Here is a 24,884-nt window from a genome sequence, read left to right on the forward strand (position 1 = left end):
AAACAGAGTCGACTTTAAGAAATGATATTCTAATGTCGACTCTGTTTCATTGTTTGATATTGTTGACGGAAAATACATACTAATCAATGAAGTTTGACATATAATTACGCAAGAGTAAAATAAAAGTGAGTACTCACTCATTTAAAAAAAGGGGGAAGAATACGTGCAGCAACCTTCAATTACTTTACGCACTGTATCGAAAAGCTTTGGGAAAAAAGAAGTTTTACACAATCTTTCGTTGCAAGTTGAACCTGCAGAGATATTTGGTTTAGTTGGGCCTTCAGGTTCAGGGAAAACGACGCTTATTAAATTGATTGCAGGTATTAATGAGGCAACAGAAGGTGAAGTACTTGTTTACAATACGAACATGCCTAATTTAAATGAAATGAAAAGAATTGGTTATATGGCTCAGGCTGATGCATTATACGAAGAGCTATCAGCATATGAAAATGCAGATTTTATTGCAACGATGTATGGATTAAAGGGAAAGCATAAAAAAGAAAGAATTGAAGAGGTTTTTGACCTTGTACAATTATCACAACATATGAGAAAGCAAGTACAGCATTTTTCAGGTGGTATGAAGAAGCGTTTATCATTAGCGATAGCACTCATTCATGAACCTGAAATATTAATTTTAGATGAGCCAACAGTGGGGATAGATCCGCTTCTTAGAAAAACGATCTGGGAAAAATTTTATGATCTTAAAAAGAAAGGCAATACCATTATTGTAACAACGCACATTATGGATGAAGCTGAATTTTGTGAGCGTCTAGGGTTGATTAGAGAAGGAAAGTTAGTTGCGACTGGAACGCCTGAAGAATTGAAAAAACGGGTATCATCAGGACGGATTGAAGATGTCTTTTTGTTGGAAGAGGTGGCCCTATCATGAGAGTTACTGGTGTAATCATTCGTATTATTCGCCAATTTTTTCGAGATAAGCGTTCGTTAGCCATGATGTTTGGAGCACCTATGTTATTACTTTGGTTATTATCGCTAGTGTTTACACAAAAAGACTATGTACCGCATATCGCGGTTGTTGATATGCCAGCTCAGGTAGTAAAAGTGATGAAAAATCAGGAAGCGTCAATTTATGAATATAGTAAAGAAAAGGCAATGTCTGAGCTAGAAAATCAAAAGGTAGATGCAGTAATTCGTTTAGAAAATGGAAAAATGAATATTGTATTAGAAGGTAGTGATTCGTCAAAAAATCGTGCTGTGCTCCAAATATTACAAAAAAGTACAGAGAAGAACGATGTATCGATAATGAAACCTGAAGTGAATTATTTACATGGCTCTAAAGACTTTACAATGTTTGATGGGCTTGGTCCTGTATTAATCGGTTTCTTTACATTTTTCTTTGTATTCATTTTATCTGGGGTGTCTTTTGTAAGAGAACGTTTAAGTGGTACTTTAGAAAGGTTATTATCAACTCCGATAAGAAGATGGGAAATAGTTGTAGGATATATTGTTGGTTTTGGGATCTTTGCATTTATACAATCCATTATTATCGTAAATTTTTCAGTTTATATTTTAGACCTATATGTAGCTGGCTCCATATGGCTAACGCTACTTATTACATGTATGCTTTCTTTAACTGCTTTAACTTTAGGGACGTTTTTATCTGCATACGCAAATAATGAATTTCAAATGATCCAGTTTATACCGCTTGTCATTGTGCCACAAATTTTCTTTTCTGGGTTATTTCCAATTGAATCTATGAATAAGTGGCTCCAAATGTTAGGAAAATTATTTCCGCTCACATATGGCGCTGACGCAATGAGACAAGTGATGATTCGAAATCAAGGGTTTACTGAGATTGCATTAGATTTAACTGTATTACTACTTTTTTCTCTATTATTTGCAGTAGGGAATGTATTTGCATTAAAGAAACATCGAAAAATATAATGATGATACAAAGGGGCATTGTAGATGAAGAAGGATTGGCTGGAAGAATTAATTGCCGCAACGAATACGGATAAACGAAATGAACGTCAAATGCGTATATTAGAGGCGGCTGTTGATATGTTTGGCGAAAAAGGCTACGCTTCAACGTCAACAAGTGAAATTGCAAAGCGGGCTGGTGTAGCGGAAGGAACAATCTTCCGCTACTATAAAACGAAAAAAGATTTATTGTTAGCAGTCGTCATGCCGACATTAACAAAGTTTGCTGCACCATTTTTCGTACAAGCCTTCGCAAAGGAAATATTTAAATCGGAATATAAATCATATGAAGGGCTTCTAAGAGTTGTTATTCGTAATCGTTTTGAATTTGCAAAAAAGCATTTTCCAATGATAAAAATATTAATTCAAGAAGTGCCATTTCAGCCAGAACTGAAAAATGAAATACAACATTTAGTAGAAACAGAGTTACTTTCACATTTTAAAAAGTTAATTGTAAAGTTTCAAGAGGAAGGGGAGATTATTGAAATACCCCCATCTTCTGTATTACGACTTACTTTATCAGCTGTATTAGGATTACTATTAACACGGTTTTTATTATTGCCTGAAGAAAAATGGGATGATGAAGTGGAAATTGAAAATACGATTCAATTTATATTGTACGGATTAACGCCACGGAGGTAATGTGATGCGCAAATTTGCTAAACCGAAAATTGTTGTAAGTAAATGTTTAGAATTTGATGCTTGTCGTTATAATGCAGAGATGATTCCAGATATAACAATACGAAATTTACAGCCATTTGTTACATTTATCCCAGTTTGTCCAGAAGTAGAAATTGGTTTAGGCATTCCTCGCGAAACGATACGAATAGTAGAAGAAAATGGCGTAAATAGACTTGTGCAATCGTCGACGCGTGAAGATGTAACTAAAAAAATGGAGCAGTTTTCAAATGACTTTTTACAAACGATACCCGATGTGGATGGTTTTATTTTAAAGAATCGTTCGCCAAGTTGTGGTACACGTGATGTGAAAATTTATTCTGGTTTTGAAAAAGCGCCAGCAAAAGGAAAGGGAGCTGGCTTATTTGGCGGAGCAATAATAAAAAAAATTTCGCATCTTCCAATTGAAGAAGAAGGAAGATTGTCGAATTTTATTATTAGAGAACATTTCTTTACAAGGTTATTTACAATCGCATATTACAAAGTGATTAAACATAATAAAAATATGAAAGACCTCGTATTGTTTCAGTCGGACAATAAATATTTATTTATGGCATATAATCAGGTGAAACAAAAGGAATTAGGGCGTATTATTGCAAATCACAAAAATGAAACGATTGAAGTTGTATTTGAAAACTATGAGAAGACTTTATATGAATTATTTATGCGTACACCCCGCTATACATCGAATGTAAATGTATGTGAGCATATTTTTGGATACTTTAAAACAAAGCTGAAAAAACAAGAAAAAGATCATTTTTTAAATTTAATACAAAAGTATATGGAAAAGAAAATTCCGCTTAGTAGTTTACTTGCAATTTTAAAATCATGGGCTCTTCGATTTGATGAAAAGTATTTATTAAGACAAACATATTTCGAACCATACCCTGAAGCTTTAGTAGAGATTTCAGATTCGGGAAAAGGCAGAGATTATTAAACAATAAATTACATAATTCGACAAGAAAACTCCTATGTTGTTGTAGAACAATGTAGGAATTTTTTTGTGCATTAGTACAGAATCTGTTTTAAAATTAAATTATGACAGAATTATAACAATTATCTAACTAATATTCTTGTCTTTAAGTAGTAATGTTTGTAGTAGAAACTCGCACGCTGTCGAAACTCAATATTCGATAAGGGGTGTGTAGCGGAATGGAATTTACTCTAACTCGCGAAAAACAAATGATTAAAGAAATGGTACGTGATTTTGCTGAAAAGGAAATCGCACCGAAAGCTGTATATTATGACAAAACTGCGGAATTTCCATATGAAACATTTCAAAAAATGGGCGAACTAGGATTATTAGGAATCCCATTCCCTGAAGAGTATGGGGGTTCAGGTGGCGATACTGTATCGTACGCGTTAGCAGTTGAAGAAATTGGTCGTGCTTGTGGTGGAACAGGATTAAGTTACGCTGCAACAATTTCATTAGGTGCTTCTCCAATTTATTATTTCGGTACAGAAGAACAAAAACAGAAATATTTAGTTCCAATGGCATCAGGTAAAACTTTAGGTGCTTTCGGATTAACTGAGCCAAACGCTGGATCTGATGCAGGTGGCACACAAACGAAAGCTGTATTAGATGGAGACGAGTATGTTATTAGTGGCGAAAAGTGTTGGATTACAAATGCAGAGTATGCAAATACAATTATTGTAACCGCTATCAATGGTGTTGAAGATAATGGAAGAAAACGTATTTCGGCATTTATCGTACCGACTACAAGTGAAGGATTAACGATCTCAAGCCCTTACGATAAAATGGGTGTTCGTGCTTCTAATACATGTGAAATCGTACTTGATGGTGTACGTGTACCGAAAGAAAATATTCTTGGTGATGTAAATAAAGGATTTAAACAATTCTTATATACACTTGATGGAGGACGTATTTCAATCGCAGCATTAGCTGTTGGTATTGCGCAATCTGCATTTGAACGTGCACTGCAATATGCGAAAGAACGTCAACAATTTGGAAAGTCAATCTCTAATTTCCAGGCGATTCAATTTAAATTAGCTGATATGGCGACTGAAGTAGAGCTAGCACGTAATTTAGTACATAAAGCAGCTTGGTTAAAAGATAACGATAAACCTTTCGGTAAAGAAGCAGCTATGGCAAAACTTTTCGCATCTGAGGCTGCTAGTCGTATTGCAAATCAAGCAGTACAAATTCACGGTGGATACGGCTATATGCGTGAATATGAAGTGGAACGACATATTCGTGATGCAAAACTATTAGAAATTGGTGAAGGAACTTCTGAAATTCAACGTCTCGTAATTGCAAGACATTTAGGATGTAGATAAAAAGGAGGAATCACTATGTTTCAAAAAATATTAATTGCTAATCGCGGAGAAATCGCAGTTCGTATTATGAAAACTTGTCAAAAACTTGGCATTCGCACTGTTGCTATTTATTCTGAGGCTGATGAAAACGCCCTTCATGTAAAAATGGCAAATGAAGCTTACTTAGTAGGTGGGCCGCGTGTCCAAGAAAGCTATTTAAACCTTGAAAAAATTATTGAAATAGCTAAGAAGACAAACGCTGAAGCAATCCATCCAGGATATGGATTATTATCAGAGAATCCGTCTTTTCCGGTTCGCTGTAGAGAAGAAGGGATTGTATTTATCGGTCCATCAGAAGAAATCATTACGAAGATGGGAAGTAAAATCGAATCTCGTATTGCAATGCAAGCTGCAGATGTTCCAGTAGTTCCAGGTATTACTACAAATATTGAAACTGCTGAAGAAGCAATTGAAATTGCAAAACAAATTGGTTATCCATTAATGCTGAAGGCATCCGCAGGCGGCGGAGGCATTGGAATGCAGTTGATGGAAACTGAGCAAACGCTCACCAAAGCATTTGAAAGTAATAAAACAAGAGCACAAAACTTCTTCGGTAACGGGGAAATGTATTTAGAGCGCTATATTGCAGATGCACATCATATTGAAATTCAGCTTTTAGCAGATACACATGGTAACACAGTGTATTTATGGGAGCGTGAATGTTCAGTACAGCGCCGAAATCAGAAAGTAATTGAAGAAGCCCCTTCACCATTTTTAGATGAAGGTACAAGAAAAGCGATGGGTGAAGTTGCTGTACAAGCTGCAAAAGCTCTAGGATATACAAATGCTGGTACAGTTGAGTTTCTAGTAGATGATCAGAAGAACTTCTATTTCTTAGAGATGAATACGAGATTACAAGTAGAGCATCCAGTTACAGAAGAAATTACTGGTTTAGATCTTGTAGAACAACAACTTCTAGTTGCATATGGTGAGAAATTATCGTTTACACAAGATGATGTAAAACGTAGTGGTCATGCCATTGAGGCACGTATTTATGCAGAAGATCCGAAAACTTTCTTCCCATCACCTGGGAAAATTACAGATTTAACGCTTCCAACAAATGTACGTATTGATCACTTTTTAGAGAATCAAGTAACGATTACACCTTTCTATGATCCAATGATTGCGAAAGTCATTGCTCATGGTGAAACGCGTGAAGAAGCAATTTCGAAATTACATGATGCTTTGGAAGAATTAAAAGTAGAAGGTATTAAAACGAACACGCCAATGCTACTTCAAGTTTTGGAAGATGATGTGTTCAAAAATGGTATTTATACAACGGGTTTTGTAACGAAACAACTTGTTAAAAAATAAGACTTAACAATATTAAGGGGGAAAAAATGATGACGAAAGTATATGCATCGATGGCAGGAAATGTATGGAAGATTGTTGTAGGAGTAGGAGATACAGTAGAGGAAGAGCAGGATGTCGTCATTTTGGAATCTATGAAAATGGAAATTCCAATCATTTCAGAAGAAGCTGGCACAGTTATGAAAATTAGTGTGCAAGAAGGCGATTTTGTAAATGAAGGAGATGTATTACTAGAAATTGAATAGGGAGATATAGGGGGAAGCGAATTGAAACTACCTAATTTTGCTGTCATTAAAGAAGTCGGGCCACGCGATGGCTTACAAAATGAAAAAAAGATTGTTGGCACAAAAGATAAAGTAAAATGGATTCAACTACTTACAGAGGCGGGATTATCGTACGTTGAAGTTTCCTCATTCGTTCACCCTAAATGGGTCCCTGCATTAGCAGATGCAAATGATGTGTTTTCTGAGCTGAAAAGGGATCCAAATGTTACATATGCAGCGCTTGTTCCAAATCAAAATGGTTTGGAACGAGCTTTTTTGCAAAATGTAGATGAGGTGAATGTTTTTTTATCAGCAAGTGAATCTCATAATAAAAGTAATATTAATAAATCAATTAAAGAAGCATTAGTTGTCATTGAAGATATAACAAAGCAGGCAACGTTCGAAGGTAAAAAGGTAAGGGGCTATGTTTCTACTGTATTTGGTTGCCCTTATGAAGGGGACATAAGTGTCGAAGCAGTTGACGAATTATGTAATCAACTATTCTCATATGGCATTTATGAAATCTCTCTTGGTGACACGATTGGTGTAGCGAATCCGTTACAAGTAGAGCGAGTATTAGAACATTTATTAAAGAAATATGATGCTTTGCAGTTTGCAATGCACTTCCATAATACGTACGGAATGGCTCTGGCCAATGTAGTTAAGTCGTTAGAATATGGTATTACAACATTTGATAGTTCTTGTGGTGGTCTTGGGGGCTGTCCATATGCACCGGGAGCATCGGGCAATGTTGCAACTGATGACTTAGTTCATATGCTTCATAAGTTAGGAGTCCAAACGAATATTGATGAAGAGAAGTTATTGAGAGCGAGTCAATTTATTCAAAGTAAATTAAACATCCAATTACCAAGTCATGTGTATAGAGCGCTTCAACATAAAACGATAAGTAGGTGAGAAGATGCTACAATTACAAAACATTTCAGTTGATTATGTAACACCTCACGTAGTAAAGATTTCGTTATATCGTGAAAGACAAGCAAACTCATTATCTTTAGCGTTATTAGAAGAGTTACAAAACATATTAACTCAAATAAGCGAAGAGTCAAATACTCGTGTAGTTATTCTAACAGGTGCTGGGGAAAAAGCATTTTGTGCTGGTGCTGATTTAAAAGAACGCGCTGGTATGAATGAAGAACAAGTTCGCCATGCTGTTAGTATGATTCGCACTACTATGGAAATGGTTGAACAATTACCACAGCCAGTTATTGCTGCTATAAATGGAATCGCACTCGGTGGTGGCACGGAATTAAGTTTAGCTTGTGATTTTAGAATTGCTTCTGATACTGCAAGTCTTGGTCTTACTGAAACTACACTTGCAATTATACCAGGAGCAGGTGGTACGCAGCGTTTACCAAGATTAATTGGTGTTGGTAGAGCGAAAGAATTAATTTATACAGGCAGACGCATTTCAGCGCAAGAAGCAAAAGAATATGGTTTAGTAGAATTTGTTGTACCAGCTCATGTACTTGAAGAGAAAGCGGTTGAAATAGCAGAGAAAATTGCTAGTAATGGTCCTATTGCTGTTCGATTAGCAAAAGAAGCAATTTCAAACGGTATTCAAGTTGATTTACATACCGGATTACAAATGGAAAAACAAGCGTATGAAGGTGTAATCCATACGAAAGATAGATTAGAAGGATTACAAGCATTCAAGGAAAAACGCACACCAATGTATAAGGGGGAGTAAATATGTTAGACCAAAAACAACAATCGAATACATTTGAAGAACGAGTTGAAACGATTAAACAAGGCGGCGCACCAAAGTATCATGAACAAAACAAAGCAAAAGGAAAACTATTCGTTCGAGATCGCTTAGCTCTTTTATTTGATAATGGTGAATATGTAGAAGATGCATTATTTGCAAATTGTGAACAAACAGGATTACCTGCTGATGGTGTTATAACAGCAACGGGTAAAATACATGGTCGTACTGCATGCGTAATGGCAAATGATTCAACGGTAAAGGCTGGATCATGGGGCGCGCGTACAGTTGAAAAGATTTTACGTATTCAAGAAACGGCAGAAAAATTACGTGTTCCGTTATTTTATTTAGTTGACTCTGCTGGAGCGCGTATTACAGATCAAGTAGAAATGTTTCCAGGGCGCCGCGGTGCAGGAAGAATTTTCTACAATCAAGTGAAATTATCAGGTAAAGTTCCTCAAGTATGTTTATTATTTGGACCTTCAGCAGCTGGTGGCGCATATATTCCAGCCTTTTGTGACGTTGTAATGATGGTAGAAGGAAATGCATCTATGTATTTAGGGTCTCCTCGTATGGCTGAGATGGTTATCGGTGAAAAGGTAACTCTAGAAGAGATGGGCGGAGCTCGTATGCATTGCTCTGTATCAGGATGCGGAGATGTTTTATGTAAAACAGAAGAAGATGCGATTACACAAGCAAGACAATACATTTCATATTTTCCAAACAACTACTTAGAGAAGACTCCATTGGTTACACCTCAAGAACCGAAACAGTTCGAAAAAACGTTAGAACAAATCATTCCAGAAAATCAAAATGCTCCTTTCAATATGAAAGACCTTATTAGCAGAATTATTGATGAAGGTTCTTTCTATGAAGTGAAAAAACTATTTGCTCAAGAACTAATTACAGGTTTAGCACGTATTGATGGTAAGCCAATTGGTATTATTGCAAATCAACCGCGTATGAAAGGCGGCGTATTATTCCACGATTCAGCTGATAAAGCAGCGAAATTTATTAATTTATGCGATGCATATCATATTCCATTATTATTCCTTGCAGATGTACCTGGATTTATGATTGGTACAAAAGTAGAGCGTGCTGGTATTATTCGCCACGGTGCAAAAATGATTTCTGCAATGAGTGAAGCAACTGTACCGAAAATTTCTATCGTTGTTCGTAAAGCATATGGTGCTGGTTTATATGCAATGGCAGGTCCAGCCTTCGAACCAGATTGCTGCCTAGCATTACCGACAGCTTCTATTGCAGTAATGGGTCCAGAAGCGGCAGTCAATGCTGTATATGCAAATAAGATTGCAGCTTTACCAGAAGAAGAGCGTGATAGCTTCATTGCTGAAAAACGCGAAGAGTATAAGAAAGATATTGATATTTACCATTTGGCATCAGAGATGGTCATTGATGGTATTGTTCACCCAAACAATTTAAGAGAAGAGTTAAAGGGACGATTCGAAATGTATATGAGTAAATATCAAGTATTTACGGATCGTAAACATCCTGTTTATCCAGTTTAAAAGCCCTATTTAGGGCTTTCTTGCTCAAAAAGTCAAGGAGGGGAAAACATTGAAACAAGCAGTTTGGTTTCCAACAGAAGAGTATAAAGAAAAAACACGTTTATATGGTTGGATGAAATCGTTGGGCTATGAAGATTATGAAACGTTTTATAATAAATCTATTGAAGAAACAGCTTGGTTTTGGGGAGAAGCTGAGAAAGCGGTTGGCTATCAATGGATGAAACCTTATACGGAAGTGTTAGATTTAGAAAATGGTACGCCGTTTGCACAGTGGTATAATGGCGGAACCTGTAACGTTGTAGAATCAGTTTTATCACGCTGGTTGGCGGATGAAGAGACAAGAATACAGCCAGCACTTCAGTACGAAGGGGAAAATGGAGCTTCAAAATCATTTACATATGAAGAACTTGACAGCTGGGTAAGTCGCGTTGCAAACGGTTTGAAACATGCGGGTATTGAAAAAGGTGACCGTGTAACGATTTATATGCCGATGATTCCGGAAACAGTTGTTGCGATGCTAGCTGTTATGAAAATCGGAGCAATTATTTCACCAATATTCTCAGGATTTGCTTCTGATGCAGTCATGACACGTGTGCAAGCAGCAGGATCTAAAATGATCATTACTGCAGATGGTTTTTCACGCCGAGGTAAGATTGTTTCATTAAAAGATGAAGTAGATAAAGCTTGTGTGCATTGTCCAACTGTTGAAAAAGTTGTTATCGTTCGTCATGCAGGAAATGATTTTACACCGCATAATTATGATTTCTCATGGAGTGCACTGGAAAAAGAAAAACCATTTACACATGCTGAAGAAATGCATAGTGATGATCCCTTAATGCTCATTTATACATCAGGTACAACTGGAAAACCAAAAGGAACAGTACACACTCATGCTGGTTTTCCTTTAAAAGCAGCTTTTGATGCAGGGTTCGGAATGAATATAAAACAAAGTGACCGAGTATTATGGGTAACTGATATGGGATGGATGATGGGACCATTTTTACTATTCGGCTCTCTCATAAATGGAGCAACGATGGTTATGTACGAAGGTGTTCCAGACTTCCCAGAAGCAGATCGTTTATGGGAGACAGTTGATAAATATGAGATTACACATCTTGGTATATCACCAACATTAATTCGTGCGTTAATGGCAAAAGGTGATGAGTATGTAAATAAACATTCGCTTAAGAGTTTAGAAGTATTCGCATCAACAGGTGAGCCTTGGAATCCAGACCCTTGGATGTGGCTATTTGAAACGGTGGGAAAAAGTAATGTACCAATTTGTAACTATTCAGGCGGAACTGAAATTTCTGGTGGGATTTTCGGAAACGTCCTTATTAAACCAATTGCACCGATTAGCTTTAACGCGTCTTTACCAGGAATGGCAGCGGTTGTGCTCGATGATCAAGGTAATCCGATTCGTGATGAAGTTGGAGAATTATGTTTAGAGAAGCCTTGGGTTGGTATGACGAAAAGTTTCTGGGAAGACGATGAGCGTTATGTGAACACATATTGGTCACGATTTGAAAATAAATGGGTTCATGGGGACTGGGTTATTTATGATGGTGAGCAATATATTATTACAGGACGCTCAGATGATACGCTAAACATTGCTGGAAAACGTATTGGACCTGCTGAATATGAATCTATTCTTGTGAAACATAACGATGTAATCGAAGCCGCTGCAATTGGTGTACCAGATGATGTAAAAGGTGAAGTTTGTCATTGTTTTGTAGTATTAAGGGACAATGTAACATTCACAGGAGAGTTAAAGAAAGAATTAATGAGTTTAGTAAACTCTCATATCGGAAAAGCATTATGTCCAAAAGATATTCACGTTGTAGAAGATTTACCGAAAACACGTAATTCTAAAGTAATGCGCCGTGTTATTAAAGCAGCTTATTTAGGAAAAGAATTAGGTGATTTGTCGTCACTTGTGAATCCTGAAGTAGTACCGTTTATTCAGGGGTTACAGTCTAGTAAATTATAAAATTAGAAAGGAGCTCTATATAAATAGAGCTCCTTTTTATGTTTATAAAAAGAGAAGAAGAAAAATTCTACTATTAGTGTTAAGTTTGTTTTTATCAAAACACGATACTGTCGCATGTTTATTCATTGGAGTAATTAAATTTTGTTAAGGATGAAAATTTAGTGAAGCGAAGAGTATTGAATAAAAGGAGAAATCCCTGAGGGACAGGGATTCACTAAGGGAGATAATACATGTCGTACAATGTCGAAATTTGGCGTATTCGACAAATTAATATTATCACGAATTTTCAGGAGATTGCGATGGTGGATGTGTCAAAGATGTGTACAGATTTCCTATTAAAGTGACTTTCAATAGAAAAGGAGAAAAAATTAAGTTCACTCGATCTTAAGATTTTCCCCTTGAAATTTACTATTTGTTCGTTGTAGTATATACGTCTTAATGCGGTAAATCTTCAACATGTAAAGATTGAGTACTGTCCTTTTTGTTTGAAACTTGTGCCTGCTGAGATGCTTCTTGCATTTGCTCTTGGGCCTTACTAGGAGTATTCAACGCATCTGATGACACATGATCAAGTTGTTGACTTAATAGATCTTTTTTATCCATGTTATGTAGCTCCTTTTTGAACTTAGATATAAAACGAAGTGTTTTTAAATAGTTACGTCGGTATTATGTATCTTTGAATGGAATTATATACATAAAATATATTGAGAATATAACTAATTATAAAAATTACTTGTGATGACAAGTTTAAGAAATATAAAGATTATTAGTTCTTAATAAAAACGTTATTTTAGTAGGGTGTTACGAAAACTCATTTGAAAGTAACATCCTAATAAGAAGAGCACTGCAAATCAGTGCTCTTCTTATTAGAAATTGTTTAGCTCTTAAAAATAAAATCATTACGGACAATTCACAATGGTAATAATGACGCTAGCCATTGTTCCAGGAGAATCAAGAAGTGAAGCAGTAACGGTTACTGTTCCAGGCCCATTAGCGGCTAGAAATACAGCGGTAAAGTTACCTGAAGCATTGGTAATGACAGCGAGAGGAACCATGAAAGCAAGAGATGGGTTACTAAATGAAAAACTGACCACTACTCCTGGAGTAGGACTACCGTTTACTAATACTTGACCCGAAAAAAATAACGTATTATTTCCTTGAGTGGATACACATGCTGTGGTTTCATTAGAAGTCAAGGTAATAGATGCAGGCCCAGCAGGAAGATTAAATCCAGTAGGTCCAGTAGATCCAGTAGGTCCAGTAGGTCCAGTAGGTCCAGTTGACCCAGTAGGTCCAGTAGGTCCAGTAGGTCCAGTTGACCCAGTAGGTCCAGTTGATCCAGTTGGTCCTGTAGAACCGGTGGGACCGGTAGGGAATTGAAAGGGTTGAACAGGTGGAAGTGTAGGTCCAATAGAACCCGGATTATGTGCAGCAAAAGATAAAAACTCGTCCATTATTTATCACCTCTAAAACTCGTATTACTAATAGTAAATGTAATGATAGAGCAAAGTGAAATGGACAAGCGATTGTATTTTAACAAATTAAACAAAGTAGTTATATGATAGAAAGAGAGATTCGTATGATTCCTTTAGAAATTAAATATAAAAAGGCGATTATCTTCAAATCGCCTTTTGGGTAATGCAGTGTAATTTTATTCAGTTATTTGAAATATAGTTTCATTCGGTTTAGAAAATCCATACAGTTTCCTTGCGAATTTTAAAATTTCTTCTTCACTACTTGTTAAAGCCTTGACATCCTTGTTAAGGGAATGACCATCCTTCTTTACAGAAGATAATTTTTGTTGCTCCGTATTAAGCGCGATTTGTTTTTCTTCAATCATTTCTTGTTGGTTATTCAGAGAATATTGCACGACAAAAATTATAGGTAATATACAGGCTAAAGTAGTTATAATACGGCGTCTTGTTTTTTTTATATTACCTTGTTGGGTATTAGGGTTCACTTGCTGTGAGGGTATATTAGAATTTGATTGGTGTGATGATACTTTTGGGATGTTTCCCATTAAAATGCCTCCATTACTGATTGTAGAATTTAAACCGTTTAAAAGTATTATAAATGTTCAATGGGGATTTTAGAAGATATTTTAATATAGGTGAGTTTTGTAAAGTTTAAATAAAATCTTTATTTAAATAAAAGAAACCCCGATTGTCTGTGGGGCTCCTGAAGACAATGAAAGTACGCGACTAATTAAAGATTCCATGAATTTTTTGGTAAAAATACTGGTGAATTCGTCCAAATCAATACGTATCTAAAGCTTTATGCGTACGTGAAGTAATTAAAAAATCAATTTATAAGAGTCAGCTTTTTATATATTACATTCTAGTATTTATCCCGCTATTTGCCGGGCAGTAAGGCCCCCACCTCAAAATTCAGAGAAAGCAAGGAAGTAGGTGTGGGATCAACTGTCCGTAAAAGCCCGAGTGGTTCCAAAAGACATATTCTTTCCTTTAAGTTGACATTGAAAATATTACCAAGGTTTTCATTTACAACGACACTTCTTCAAGAGATAGTGGAGAGAACTACTCGTTAAGATATTGATCAATAAACACTTGTTGAAGAAAACATGCTATATTATTGCAAACACAGTCTATGTATATGTGAAGTAATAGGAAAAGCTGGTGCATCTAGCTTATAAAAAAGAATTGTTTGAGAAAGTTGTGACTAAACATTAAATCTAAGTTCCCTCATTAAACAAGCTTTTAATTATTAGAGGTCTGTTTTTATAATTAATAATGAAAAGAATGTATAGTACAATTGTCTATTTTTTTCTTTCTATACTTTTGCCTCGTACCCTTTTAAGCTAGTGGACATACCTTACTAATAGAAAGGATTAGGGGGTGAGGTATTGGGTTCTCGATTTAATAATTGTAAAAAGAAGTGTACATGTAAACAGGATGATTGTTGGGAAGTATTCGAAGAGTGTAAAAAAGAACAGCATGAGAAATGTGATAATTCGTGTGTACAAGGAATTAGAGATGAACTTAAGAAATTAGTTAATCAAACAGTTCAAATTAACACAGAGGGACGTACTTATGTAGGTACGATTTCGTCTGTAAGTTGTGACGTAGTTAAGCTTGCAGCTATTCCTGGGGCAGTTGGGGTAATTATTTCTATTTGCAAAATTGAAGCAATTTTCCCTCCTGTTACAACGGTTACTGCTGAGTTTGATTTTAACGGTGCAGATGTAGCAAATAAAGCATAATTATGCTGTTTTTTTGTAAAGCCATTCATATGAATGGCTTTATTTTAATTGCGTATAAAAGGAAAATATATTCTATTTATAGAAATTAGTTTGAGGTTATATAAAATGGTATATGAAAGGGAAATGGAAATGATAAAACTAGAGTCATTTAAAAGATCTGATTTTAAACAGTTAATGAATTGGATTAATTCCGAAGAATTTTTAATTCAATGGTCAGGAAATGCATTTACATACCCATTAAATGAACAGCAATTAGAAAAATATATAGAAAGTACAAATACACTTGCATTCAAAGTAATAGATAAAGAGACTAAAGGAGTAATTGGTCATATTTCACTTGGACAAATTGACAATATAAATAAGTCTGCAAGGATTGGAAAAGTGTTAGTTGGTGATACGAAAATGCGAGGGCGTTCTATAGGGAGACATATGATGAAAGCAGTATTACAAATTGCATTTGAAGAATTAAAACTACATAGAGTAACTCTTGGTGTGTATGATTTTAATACATCCGCCATCTCATGTTATGAAAAAATAGGATTTGTAAAAGAAGGTTTATTAAGAGAGTCAAAAAAAGTAGGAGAAACATACTGGAACTTATGGGAAATGAGTATGCTAGAATATGAATGGAGTGATAAAAAATAATAGTTTTCTATAATTATGTTATGTTAATTAAAAGGGGTATGGTGGGTAATTATGAAAAAAACGAAAATCATTACAATTGCAGCTGTTTCAGGGGGTGGTAAAACTACTGTTACAAAAAGATTAACGAATGAGTTGAAGAACTCAAAAGCTCTTTATTTTGATAGCTATCACTTTGAAAACTGTCCTGCTGATATTTGTAAATGGATTGATAATGGAGCAAATTATGATGAATGGGTACTTACGCCATTAATTCATGACATTCAGCATCTTATACGAGAGGGGAATGTAGATTATATTATTGTAGATTATCCTTTTGCATACTTAAATAGTGAGATGCGAAAATTTATTGATGCAACTATATTTATTGATACGCCTTTAGATATTGCGATGGCCAGAAGAATTTTGCGAGATTTCAAGGAAGATACAATAGATGAAATACATAATGATTTGAAACATTACATAACATTTGCTAGAAAAGCTTATTTAGAGGCAATTCATACTGTTAAGCCGAATTCGGATATTGTATTGGATGGATCTTTATCTGTAAGTGAAATAATAAATCATGCTGTAGAGGAACTTGGTCGAAGAGAAGTGATTTTCAATGATTAAATGTATAGAGGAATATGTACAAATTGCCGATTTTAAAATATATACGAAAAAGTTCCAAGGAAAGAAGCTGCAGCCAGTTATTATAATGGAGGCAGGTTATGGAGATTATTCCAAGGCATGGGAGCATATTGTTGAAGGGTTGACTGAATTGGGGACGGTACTTACATATGATCGAGCAGGGTTAGGAAAAAGTGGGAAGAGTTCCAAACGACGGATTAGTTCTGAAATGGTAAAAGATTTAAGAAGTTGCTTAGCGCAATTACAACTGAAACCACCTTATATTTTTGTAGGACATTCTTTTGGTGGTATAAATGCACGTTTATTTGCGACTTTTTATCCCGAGGATATGTTGGGAATCGTTTTGGTTGATTCGACACCAGAAAACTATAAAGAAGCATTTTTACCAATCATGTCTACTGACTTTCAAAAAGCTTACCATAAACAGTTTGTATATGAAAGTTCATATGAAGAGTTTACATTTAGTTTAAGTGAAGTAGATAGATATTGTAAATCAATGAATGATATTCCACTTGTCGTGTTAGCTGCGGGTAAAAAAGCTTTTTATTCGCTAGATGCACAAATGAAATGGTTACAATTGCAAGAAGAATTATTACGATTATCAAGCAATAATAAATTTGTAATTGCAAAACAAAGTGGTCACTATATTCAAAAAGATGAACCATATTATGTAGTAGATGATATTAAGTGGATTATTGAGGTGGGGGAGAGATAAATATGTACACTTTATTTCAATACAATTGGCAAGTAAGAGACGACTGGTTTAAGTGGTGTGAACAACTTTCAGAGGAAGAATTACTCCGCAAGCGTGTAGGAGGTGTTGGGAGCATTTTAGAAACATTATTTCATATTGTCGATGTTGAATACAGCTGGATTAGCGCACTTCAAGGAAAAGAAGATAATGAACCGCAGTATAAAGATTATCAATCAATCCAAAAAGTGAAAGCGTTATCTGATTTATATAAACGAGAATTAGAAGTTTTTTTGCAGTTGTGGTCATCTAGCCTAGAATATAAGATATTAAAAGCTTCGTGGACAGATAAAACATATACATACGGTGAAGTTTTAAGACATGTAATTGTACATGAAATTCATCACATTGGTCAGCTATCTATATGGGCGAGAGAGCTAAATCTTCAGCCTGTTTCAGCAAATTTAATTGGAAGAGGACTATAAATGTAGAAAACGGCTTGCACTATAAATGTAAGCCGTTCTTTATATATAAGAAGATTTCCTAGTTAAAATCCTCGGATTTTTTCTGACGTATATGTAAAAACATTAAAAATGTAATAATGAAAAAAATCAATAATGTTTGTATGATTAAATTTTGAAACTGAAGCAAAACTGTCCAAGATGTAACCGCATCTTTAAAAGCTTGGAATGCAGAGTACGAGGAAGGATCAAAACCATACTGTAGTAACTTTTTTGTTTCAATAAAAGTACTGTTTTCATCATCAGATTCTAATATTACTGAAATAAGTCTAGTATCACCTCGTTTTGCTGTACTGACAAAACTATAATTACCATTGGTTGGAAAACTAGTTTGTAAGCCGTCAACACCTTGGAGTTTAATGTTTTTATTAAGGGAATAAATCATTTTATTTGTGTTGAAAACTTTGGAATCCTTGAAGGTAAATTGGTAAGAGGTTAGCTTCGTAATATTCAATACATCGGGAAAATCTTTTATTAATTGTGTTGCTAGTTTAGCTACGTCTATCGTTGTTGTAGTTGATTGTTTATTCGTATCGTTATTCATTCCAGTAGCATTTAGAAATGGGGTTGGTTGTGATAATTTTAGTTGTGTTGCTTTTTCATTCATTAGAAGTGTAAAGTTATCTTCATTTCCAGCAATGTGTTCTGCAAGGGCAAGTGCGGAACGATTATTCCCTGTCAAAAACAATGCATGTAGTAAATCACGAACTGTCGTTTTATCTTTCGAAGTTACTTGTATAGGGCTCGTTTCTGCTCGGAAAACTTCGTGACTTATTTTTACTAACTCATCTAACTGTATTTTGCCTTCATTCAGTTGTTCCATTGCGATATACTCAGTCATTAATTTAGATAAAGTAGCTGATTGTATAGGGATTTCCTCATTTTTTTTATAAATAACTTCACCTGAATTAGCATCTATTAAAATAGCTGATTTAGCTTGAATAATTGGACCATTTACATAAAGATAAAAATATAAAACAATAAGTGCTGTAATAACAAAAGATAATAATAAAATTGTGAACTTTTTCAGGAATTGCATAAGCGATCCTCCTACTATGACATCAATAATACTATTGTAAAAAGGAATGCTTAATTAGGAAGAAAGAAAAGGTAAAGAATTTCTAAAGAATTATAAAGGATTATTAAATTTTGGATTTTAAGGAGAAATAAAAGGTCCGATTTCTTATAAGGTAAGAAATTGGACCTGAAATTGAGTTGTATTAACATTTATATGGTTGTAGTTTTACAGTGAAAGTGGTTTTTTTATCATCACTATATACTTCAATTGTTCCTTTATGCAATTCCACAATACTTTTTGCAATTGCTAATCCGAGTCCAGATCCACCGGTGTTTGTAGAGCGTGATTTCTCAACGCGATAAAAACGTTCAAAGATATGAGGTAAATCCGTACTAGGAATTGGCTGGCCGTAATTTGTTATATCTATAGTAATCATATTATTGCTTTCATAGGCAGCAAGGTCGATATATCCACCATCGTTTCCATAAGCGATAGCGTTTATAATAAGATTTTCAAACACACGCACTAATTTGTCTCCATCAGCTAATACCATGAGTTTTTGAGATGGAAAAGAAGGTCGACATTCTATATTAGCTTCTTGAACTTGTATACGGAATTGAACAGTTAATTGTCCAAGTAACTCTACGATATCAATGGGAACAGAATATAAGCTTAACTCTTTATTTTGAACACGTGTATATTCAAACAAGTCATTCATTAATGCATTAAGACGTGTTACTTTATCGTAAATGACTTGTATGTAATAGCGTAATTCCACTTCATCTCTATAATTATCATGGTGGATTAAATTTACGTATCCAACTATAGAGGTAAGAGGAGTACGTAAATCATGCGATACATTCGTAATTAATTCACTTTTAGCTTGTTCCGCCTGTCTCTCTTCATCAATTGAGACTTTCAATTGTTCAACAATTTGATTAACCCCGGTCGCTAACTCTTCCAGATAATTATGATTTACGATAGAATTTATGATTGAAGTTTCATCATTTTTTTAATACAAGTTTCATAGTAAAGCTTTCTTTCATGACGATAAAAAATATATAGGTAAGATGAGAAAATAGAAAATAAAAATAAATAAGATACAATCATCATCCATAGAGATTCCCTTATTCCTTTATATTTTTCATATCCAAAAATTCTAATGAATTCTTTGCCGAGTTCACTTAACGTAAGTGAACTTTCAATTACACTTGTAACAAGGCGATATATAATTAATTCAGTAATAGGAGTAAGTGTAATGGCTAACATAAACCAAAAAATCAACTTCCATTTTGGGATATCTTTTAATATATCAAATGCTTCATTTCTCAATTTTATAGCCTACTCCCCAAACAGTATGAATAAACTTCTCTCCATTCATTCCTGTTTCCAGTTTATCCCGTAAATTACTAATGTGGACCATTACAGTTTTATTTGAGCCATAACCATCTTCATTCCAAACGCGTTCAAAAATTTCTTCGGAACTAAATACTCTTCCGGTATTACTCGCAAGTAAATATAAAATATCAAATTCAATAGATGTAAGTTTAATATATTCTCCATTTACTTTCACAGTATGATTATGTTTGTGTATTTCAGCAGAACGAATACGAATAATACCATCTTCATTTTTGGAGGAAGTGGCATTTTGGAAAGATGATCTTCGTAACAAAGCTTTCACTCTAGCTACTAATTCTAATGGATTGAATGGCTTAATCATATAATCATCTGCACCTGTCATAAGACCTAATATTTTATCCATATCTTCTGCTTTTGCACTAAGCATAAGAATAGGTACAGTGTTATTTTCACGCACTTCTTGGCAAACTTCTAATCCGTTTCGTTTTGGCATCATTATATCCAGAACCATAAGGTCAACTTCATATGTAGAAATCATTTGTAATGCCTCATCGCCATCATACGCTTTATAAATGTTATAGCCTTCATTTCGCAAATAAACAGCAAGTAATTCAACAATTTCTTTATCATCATCAATAATTAATATATTTTTATTCATTATGTAGTTCCTTTCCTAACAAATCATTAACATTACTATAATATCAAACATTTATGTATTTTGTAGCAATGATTCCACATAAAATTTCATGTAACGTACAAAAAAGGGATTAAAACATTCATAACGAATACAAAAAAAGAATATTTATATACTGCGTTATATTGAAAGTTAGGAAGAAGGGGACATACGATGTTATATAAGGATATATATTCATTTACTCCAACTGGAAAAATTGAAAATGATATAAAAGCTTTTCTATTAAAATACAATAAAGAAGTTACATATAAACATTCAGTTCGAGTGGCAAATGAGTCTCGTAAAATTGCGGTTATGTATCATGTAAATGAAGAAAAGGCAGTAATTGCAGGATATTTACATGACATTAGTGCAATCTTTCCGAATGAAGATCGGATTGTAGTTGCTGAGCAATTTGGAATAGAGATATTACAAGAAGAACGAGAATTCCCAATGATTATTCATCAAAAGTTATCGAAAGTAATTGCAAAAGAGATATTTAAAGTGGAAGATGAAGAGATTTTAAATGCAATTTGTTGTCATACTACACTACGTAAACATGCAACAAAAATGGATTTAGTGTTATTTGTTGCTGATAAAATAGAATGGGATCAAAATGGTACACCATCATATTTAGTAGAAGTAAAAAAAGGATTAGAAAAATCTTTAGAATATGCTGCTTTTGCATATATTTCATATTTGTGGGATAGAAAAGACACGCTGAAAGTTTTACATCCGTGGCTAGAAGATGCATATTGGCAGTTAAAAGAAATTGTAGAGTAGAAAGGATATAAGAATGCAATTAAAAGAATATATGAATCAAACGTACCCTGGGGTTACATTAGTACCACATATATACTTTCAGTGGGAAAATCATTTGCATTTTCATTTTGGGAAAGGGAAATGTCTAAATGTCAAAAGAACTGACGATATAAATACGGAATACTTCACTCAACTTTATACATATAATCAATACTTATTTGAAGAGATATTTTCAAAAGAAGATGAAGTGTTTTTCGTAACAAATGTTTATCGATTTAAAAAGGAAAATGTGAAAAATCCGCAGAAAATTAATATATATAGACGTTTTATTCATAATAGAGATTTAAAGTATCATATAAGGAAAGAGACAATACCTTTTATATTTGAAGAAGAAGAAACTGACTTGTATTGTACTTATCAATTTTCACTAAAATGTTTTGCTAGCGATATAAAGTATAAACGGCTTATTCAAGCTGCAAATCATGAAGATTTTCCAGGTCTTTATCCTCGTTTTGGACGCAAAAAAGAAATTTCTTATCCAGATGTATTTCTCATAAATGCAACAAAAGATATTATCATGTTTATTTACGATGATAGAGGATGTGAAGTAATTGCGAAGAATAAAGAAACAATACGGAATTTATATGAGAAATATAAAAAGTGGATTCCAGAATATGAACGAGAAAGTATAGATAACTTATTTAAATGACAACAATGGGGGAAGTGAAGCGTGTTATGAAACGTATTGCAATCGTATCCGCATGGGAACCAGAACTTACGTATTTACATCAATATTATCCAAGCGAACGCATTGAAAAAAGAGCAGCTTGGGAATTTCATTTTCATTATATAAATAATTTGGAAGTTATCTCCGTTATAACTGGAGTTGGCAAAGTAAGTTGTGCAAGTTGTGTACAATTATTAATTAGTGAGTTTCAGCCAGATGAGTTGTTTATGACAGGGATATGCGGAAGTTTATCAAATAAGGTGAAAAATGGTCATATTGTAGTAGCACTTAATGCAATACAACACGATGTTACTGCTGCTGGTTCGGGGGAAGATGTTTTTAATTTATATAATGGTAGAACAGCACCTATTGAAACAACAAAGTCAATTGTAAGAAGAATAAAAAAGATCCGATCATATGAACCGATTCATTTCGGTACATTTTTATCTGGAGATCAACGTATCCGTAGTTCAGAAATGAGATATTTACTCCATACTGTATATGGAGCTTTAGCGGTTGATCAAGAGGTGGCAGCTTTCGCTTATGTATGCCAAATCAATAAAAAGCCTTTTCTATGTTTAAAAGCTGCTTCAGATCAAGCGAATGATAAAACGAAAGAGGAACAAAAAATTTATAAAATGTTAGCATGTGAACGAGCATGTGAGCATTTAATTGCTTTTTTACGTGTGTATGAGATTAATGTAGTAAATAATAGATAGTAAGAGGGATTAATATTGGAAAGTACAAATAAAATAGCTATTCTGGGTGCAAACGGAAAAGCCGGAAAATTCCTTGTAAACAAAGCGTTAGAAAAGGGATATCAAGTAAAAATATTAACAAGAAATTCTAATAATATGACGATTACTAATGAAAATTTAGAGATTATAATTGGGGATGCACGTGATTTTTCTTCAATATGCAAATTAGTTAAAGGCTGTCGAGCTGTAATTAATGCCGTAGGTCAACCAAAAAGTGAATCTTATATTTTTAGTACAGTAACGAAGCATATTTTAGAAGCAATGAAAGAGTTTGAAATAAAACGATATATTTTAATTTCTGGTGGTTCTGTAAATGTCGCAGGGGATCAGAAGGGAATTGTGAATAAAATAGGGGCCCATTTGTTTAAAGTATTTTTACCAAAAATGATGCAAGATAAATATAAAGAATTACAAATTATCCAAAGTAGTGATGTAGATTGGACAATTGTTAGATTACCATTTGTTTTAGAGGGGGATGGTATTGGAGATATAAAAGAGAGTTTAGTAGATATGCCAGGAATCAAAATTCAAAATAGTGATATTGCACCATTTGTTATAAAACAAATTAGTAGTGAGAGATATGTAGGGAAGTGTCCGTTCATCTCAAATTAAGTGGTAGAATTGAAAATTAAAGAATGATGGGTAGAGTGGAATTCGTACATTTTATTATGTATTTGAATGCTAAGTTTAACACGAGTATGTGGGGGATAATTTTATATGATTCAATACAAAAGGTGCAGTGAAGTAAGTATAGATTTAGTGTATGAAGCTTTTAAAGATGGATTTTCAGATTACATTATTAAAATGGAAGTTTCAAAAGAAAAATTTATACAAAGATTTTTAGGACCAGAAGGTAACTCACTAGAGCACTCTTTTCTTGCTCTAGACGGTAACAAATCTGTTGGTGTAATACTTGGTGGGATAAAGGATTATGAAAACATAAAAACAATGCGCTGCGGAACATTAGCGATTCATCCTAATTACCGTGGAATTGGTGTGAGTCAAAAGTTATTTGAACTACATAAAGAAGAGGCGCTTCAAAATAAGTGTAAGCAACTTTTCCTTGAAGTCATTGTAGGCAATGACCGAGCGATTCATTTTTATACGAAATTAGGCTATGAAAAAGTGTACGATCTATCTTATTATAATTTAAAAGATTTGACTAAAATAATAACTAAAGACTGTAAGGGAATTGAAGTAAAACAATTAGATTTCCCATCTTTTAAAGTTGAAATTCAGAAATGGTTACATTTCCATATAAATTGGCAAAATGATATGGATTATATCGAAAAAACAAATAATACATTTTACGGCGCATATGTCGATAATGATTTAAAAGGTTCTATATGTATGAATGAACAAGGTAAAATTAGTTTTCTTTTCATAGACAAAGACTATAGAAATCGTAATATTGGATCAAAATTATTACAAGTAGCAAGAGAAAAGTTAAATGTATCAAGTTTAACAATTGGGTTTCCAAACAACAATTTACTAGAAGGATTTTTAAAGAAAACTGGATTTGAAAAGAATTCATTAGCACAATATGAAATGTATGTATTGTTATAAAAGCGGAAGGAATTATTCTTTCGCTTTTTATTTTTGTACTATATTGATATTTTACTTTGTATAATATTCTTTTTTTATGTAGAATAGATAGGATGGGAGGGGATGAAATGAATAATGGATTAAAGTTTAAGATTTTTGAATTACATTGTTTCGTTCAAAAAACTTATTCTGATATTAAAATAGCATGTGATATTGCTATTTATCAAGAAAACACTTCTAAATATTTAATTTCATTAGGGTTTTTAAATAAATCATATATGACCTATATAGAAGCAAAAAGATATTATCGTGAAAATGAAGAACTTGTAAGTGTAGAATTTGATAATTTCTTTGATACATATGATAAATTAGAACAGGAATTAAAACTAGTTATTTCAACTGAAGATAAAAATCCTTTATTACTACATAGTAGATTGGATCAGTTTCAGCAAAAAGTTGAAAATATAAATGACCTAATAAAAGTATTGCAAAATGCTCGTTAATAAATGTTTTTTTATTTTTGATATAGAAATTATACTTTAAAAACATATTAGGGATATTGCATA

General features: G+C 33.8%; 28 protein-coding genes and 2 pseudogenes. 24 read left to right on the top strand and 6 right to left on the bottom strand.

Going from position 1 to position 24,884, the window contains the following annotated elements; genetic code table 11:
* Positions 1-163: 163 nt before the first annotated feature.
* From KZZ19_RS11845 to KZZ19_RS11895, 11 genes are all read left to right on the top strand, one after another.
* A complete protein-coding gene (locus KZZ19_RS11845) occupies positions 164-889 on the top strand; it encodes an ABC transporter ATP-binding protein (RefSeq protein WP_237981855.1) in 726 nt (241 codons plus the stop codon).
* A complete protein-coding gene (locus KZZ19_RS11850) occupies positions 886-1,905 on the top strand; it encodes an ABC transporter permease (protein ID WP_237981854.1) in 1,020 nt (339 codons plus the stop codon). Before KZZ19_RS11845 ends, KZZ19_RS11850 begins: the two co-directional genes overlap by 4 nt.
* Before the next feature lie 24 nt (positions 1,906-1,929).
* Positions 1,930-2,583 (top strand): TetR/AcrR family transcriptional regulator, encoded by a 654-nt coding sequence (locus KZZ19_RS11855; protein ID WP_088096403.1) that lies wholly within the window; start codon positions 1,930-1,932, stop codon positions 2,581-2,583.
* Between the two features lie 4 nt (positions 2,584-2,587).
* Positions 2,588-3,556, top strand: coding sequence for a YbgA family protein (locus tag KZZ19_RS11860; protein ID WP_237981853.1), 969 nt, complete (start codon positions 2,588-2,590; stop codon positions 3,554-3,556).
* A 215-nt stretch (positions 3,557-3,771) separates the two neighbouring features.
* Positions 3,772-4,917, top strand: coding sequence for an acyl-CoA dehydrogenase (locus KZZ19_RS11865; RefSeq protein WP_000397276.1), 1,146 nt, complete (start codon positions 3,772-3,774; stop codon positions 4,915-4,917).
* Positions 4,918-4,932: 15 nt separating this feature from the next.
* The gene (locus KZZ19_RS11870) at positions 4,933-6,270 is read left to right on the top strand and encodes an acetyl-CoA carboxylase biotin carboxylase subunit (protein ID WP_098342445.1); all 1,338 of its coding nucleotides are present in this window, start codon (positions 4,933-4,935) and stop codon (positions 6,268-6,270) included.
* Positions 6,271-6,296: 26 nt separating this feature from the next.
* Positions 6,297-6,512 carry an acetyl-CoA carboxylase biotin carboxyl carrier protein subunit gene (locus tag KZZ19_RS11875; RefSeq protein WP_085311237.1) on the top strand — a complete coding sequence of 72 codons (216 nt, stop codon included), beginning with the start codon at positions 6,297-6,299 and terminating at the stop codon, positions 6,510-6,512.
* 21 nt (positions 6,513-6,533) lie between these two features.
* On the top strand, positions 6,534-7,445 hold the full coding sequence (gene mvaB / locus KZZ19_RS11880; RefSeq protein WP_237981848.1) for a hydroxymethylglutaryl-CoA lyase: 912 nt from the start codon (positions 6,534-6,536) through the stop codon (positions 7,443-7,445).
* A 4-nt stretch (positions 7,446-7,449) separates the two neighbouring features.
* Positions 7,450-8,238, top strand: coding sequence for an enoyl-CoA hydratase (locus KZZ19_RS11885; protein WP_237981847.1), 789 nt, complete (start codon positions 7,450-7,452; stop codon positions 8,236-8,238).
* A 2-nt stretch (positions 8,239-8,240) separates the two neighbouring features.
* Positions 8,241-9,782, top strand: coding sequence for an acyl-CoA carboxylase subunit beta (locus KZZ19_RS11890; protein WP_237981846.1), 1,542 nt, complete (start codon positions 8,241-8,243; stop codon positions 9,780-9,782).
* A gap of 49 nt (positions 9,783-9,831) precedes the next feature.
* Positions 9,832-11,772: an AMP-binding protein gene (locus tag KZZ19_RS11895; RefSeq protein ID WP_237981845.1), complete on the top strand. Its 1,941-nt coding sequence runs from the start codon at positions 9,832-9,834 to the stop codon at positions 11,770-11,772.
* 435 nt (positions 11,773-12,207) lie between these two features.
* Here KZZ19_RS11895 and KZZ19_RS11900 read toward each other — a convergent pair whose 3' ends face one another.
* The gene (locus KZZ19_RS11900; RefSeq protein WP_170930138.1) at positions 12,208-12,375 is read right to left on the bottom strand and encodes a hypothetical protein; all 168 of its coding nucleotides are present in this window, start codon (positions 12,373-12,375) and stop codon (positions 12,208-12,210) included.
* A 312-nt stretch (positions 12,376-12,687) separates the two neighbouring features.
* On the opposite strand from KZZ19_RS11900, the gene KZZ19_RS11905 reads away from it, so the two are divergent.
* On the top strand, positions 12,688-12,903 hold the full coding sequence (locus KZZ19_RS11905; RefSeq protein ID WP_000236251.1) for a hypothetical protein: 216 nt from the start codon (positions 12,688-12,690) through the stop codon (positions 12,901-12,903).
* A 45-nt stretch (positions 12,904-12,948) separates the two neighbouring features.
* A complete protein-coding gene (locus KZZ19_RS11910) occupies positions 12,949-13,152 on the top strand; it encodes a hypothetical protein (protein WP_322349768.1) in 204 nt (67 codons plus the stop codon).
* Positions 13,153-13,169: 17 nt separating this feature from the next.
* Here the strand turns inward: KZZ19_RS11910 and KZZ19_RS11915 are convergent.
* Positions 13,170-13,226: pseudogene (locus KZZ19_RS11915) on the bottom strand (exosporium leader peptide-containing protein); the annotation flags it as partial.
* 197 nt (positions 13,227-13,423) lie between these two features.
* On the bottom strand, positions 13,424-13,792 hold the full coding sequence (locus KZZ19_RS11920; protein WP_088096412.1) for an FtsB family cell division protein: 369 nt from the start codon (positions 13,790-13,792) through the stop codon (positions 13,424-13,426).
* An 843-nt stretch (positions 13,793-14,635) separates the two neighbouring features.
* Here KZZ19_RS11920 and KZZ19_RS11925 point away from each other — a divergent pair.
* The 5 genes from KZZ19_RS11925 to KZZ19_RS11945 all read left to right on the top strand — a co-directional run bounded on the left by KZZ19_RS11925 (position 14,636) and on the right by KZZ19_RS11945 (position 17,440).
* Positions 14,636-14,992 (top strand): hypothetical protein, encoded by a 357-nt coding sequence (locus KZZ19_RS11925; protein ID WP_088096413.1) that lies wholly within the window; start codon positions 14,636-14,638, stop codon positions 14,990-14,992.
* A gap of 105 nt (positions 14,993-15,097) precedes the next feature.
* Complete coding sequence (locus KZZ19_RS11930; protein ID WP_237981844.1) at positions 15,098-15,637, top strand: GNAT family N-acetyltransferase; 540 nt, start codon at positions 15,098-15,100, stop codon at positions 15,635-15,637.
* 48 nt (positions 15,638-15,685) lie between these two features.
* Positions 15,686-16,246 carry a hypothetical protein gene (locus KZZ19_RS11935; RefSeq protein ID WP_237981852.1) on the top strand — a complete coding sequence of 187 codons (561 nt, stop codon included), beginning with the start codon at positions 15,686-15,688 and terminating at the stop codon, positions 16,244-16,246.
* Positions 16,239-16,979 carry an alpha/beta fold hydrolase gene (locus KZZ19_RS11940; protein ID WP_237981843.1) on the top strand — a complete coding sequence of 247 codons (741 nt, stop codon included), beginning with the start codon at positions 16,239-16,241 and terminating at the stop codon, positions 16,977-16,979. Before KZZ19_RS11935 ends, KZZ19_RS11940 begins: the two co-directional genes overlap by 8 nt.
* Before the next feature lie 2 nt (positions 16,980-16,981).
* A complete protein-coding gene (locus KZZ19_RS11945; RefSeq protein ID WP_088096416.1) occupies positions 16,982-17,440 on the top strand; it encodes a DinB family protein in 459 nt (152 codons plus the stop codon).
* Between the two features lie 58 nt (positions 17,441-17,498).
* Here the strand turns inward: KZZ19_RS11945 and KZZ19_RS11950 are convergent, their stop codons facing one another.
* From KZZ19_RS11950 to KZZ19_RS11960, 3 genes and pseudogenes are all read right to left on the bottom strand, one after another.
* Positions 17,499-18,515: a D-alanyl-D-alanine carboxypeptidase family protein gene (locus KZZ19_RS11950; protein WP_226545330.1), complete on the bottom strand. Its 1,017-nt coding sequence runs from the start codon at positions 18,513-18,515 to the stop codon at positions 17,499-17,501.
* Between the two features lie 181 nt (positions 18,516-18,696).
* Positions 18,697-19,826, bottom strand: a pseudogene (locus tag KZZ19_RS11955) (sensor histidine kinase).
* Positions 19,816-20,511: a response regulator transcription factor gene (locus KZZ19_RS11960; RefSeq protein WP_001038818.1), complete on the bottom strand. Its 696-nt coding sequence runs from the start codon at positions 20,509-20,511 to the stop codon at positions 19,816-19,818. Before KZZ19_RS11960 ends, KZZ19_RS11955 begins: the two are co-directional and overlap by 11 nt.
* Before the next feature lie 189 nt (positions 20,512-20,700).
* Here KZZ19_RS11960 and yqeK point away from each other — a divergent pair, with 189 nt between their 5' ends.
* The 6 genes from yqeK to KZZ19_RS11990 all read left to right on the top strand — a co-directional run bounded on the left by yqeK (position 20,701) and on the right by KZZ19_RS11990 (position 24,821).
* Positions 20,701-21,309 carry a bis(5'-nucleosyl)-tetraphosphatase (symmetrical) YqeK gene (yqeK, locus tag KZZ19_RS11965; RefSeq protein WP_237981841.1) on the top strand — a complete coding sequence of 203 codons (609 nt, stop codon included), beginning with the start codon at positions 20,701-20,703 and terminating at the stop codon, positions 21,307-21,309.
* A 13-nt stretch (positions 21,310-21,322) separates the two neighbouring features.
* Positions 21,323-21,997: a DUF3885 domain-containing protein gene (locus KZZ19_RS11970; protein WP_237981840.1), complete on the top strand. Its 675-nt coding sequence runs from the start codon at positions 21,323-21,325 to the stop codon at positions 21,995-21,997.
* Positions 21,994-22,734 (top strand): S-adenosylhomocysteine nucleosidase, encoded by a 741-nt coding sequence (locus KZZ19_RS11975; protein WP_098342434.1) that lies wholly within the window; start codon positions 21,994-21,996, stop codon positions 22,732-22,734. The genes KZZ19_RS11970 and KZZ19_RS11975 overlap by 4 nt, the downstream gene beginning before the upstream one ends.
* Before the next feature lie 15 nt (positions 22,735-22,749).
* A complete protein-coding gene (locus tag KZZ19_RS11980; protein ID WP_237981839.1) occupies positions 22,750-23,385 on the top strand; it encodes an SDR family oxidoreductase in 636 nt (211 codons plus the stop codon).
* A 105-nt stretch (positions 23,386-23,490) separates the two neighbouring features.
* Positions 23,491-24,339, top strand: coding sequence for a GNAT family N-acetyltransferase (locus KZZ19_RS11985; protein WP_237981838.1), 849 nt, complete (start codon positions 23,491-23,493; stop codon positions 24,337-24,339).
* Positions 24,340-24,446: 107 nt separating this feature from the next.
* Positions 24,447-24,821 (top strand): hypothetical protein, encoded by a 375-nt coding sequence (locus tag KZZ19_RS11990; protein ID WP_088096423.1) that lies wholly within the window; start codon positions 24,447-24,449, stop codon positions 24,819-24,821.
* Positions 24,822-24,884: the final 63 nt, after the last annotated feature.

Source organism: Bacillus thuringiensis, assembly GCF_022095615.2.
GTDB classification, from domain to species: Bacteria; Bacillota; Bacilli; order Bacillales; family Bacillaceae_G; genus Bacillus_A; species Bacillus_A cereus_AG.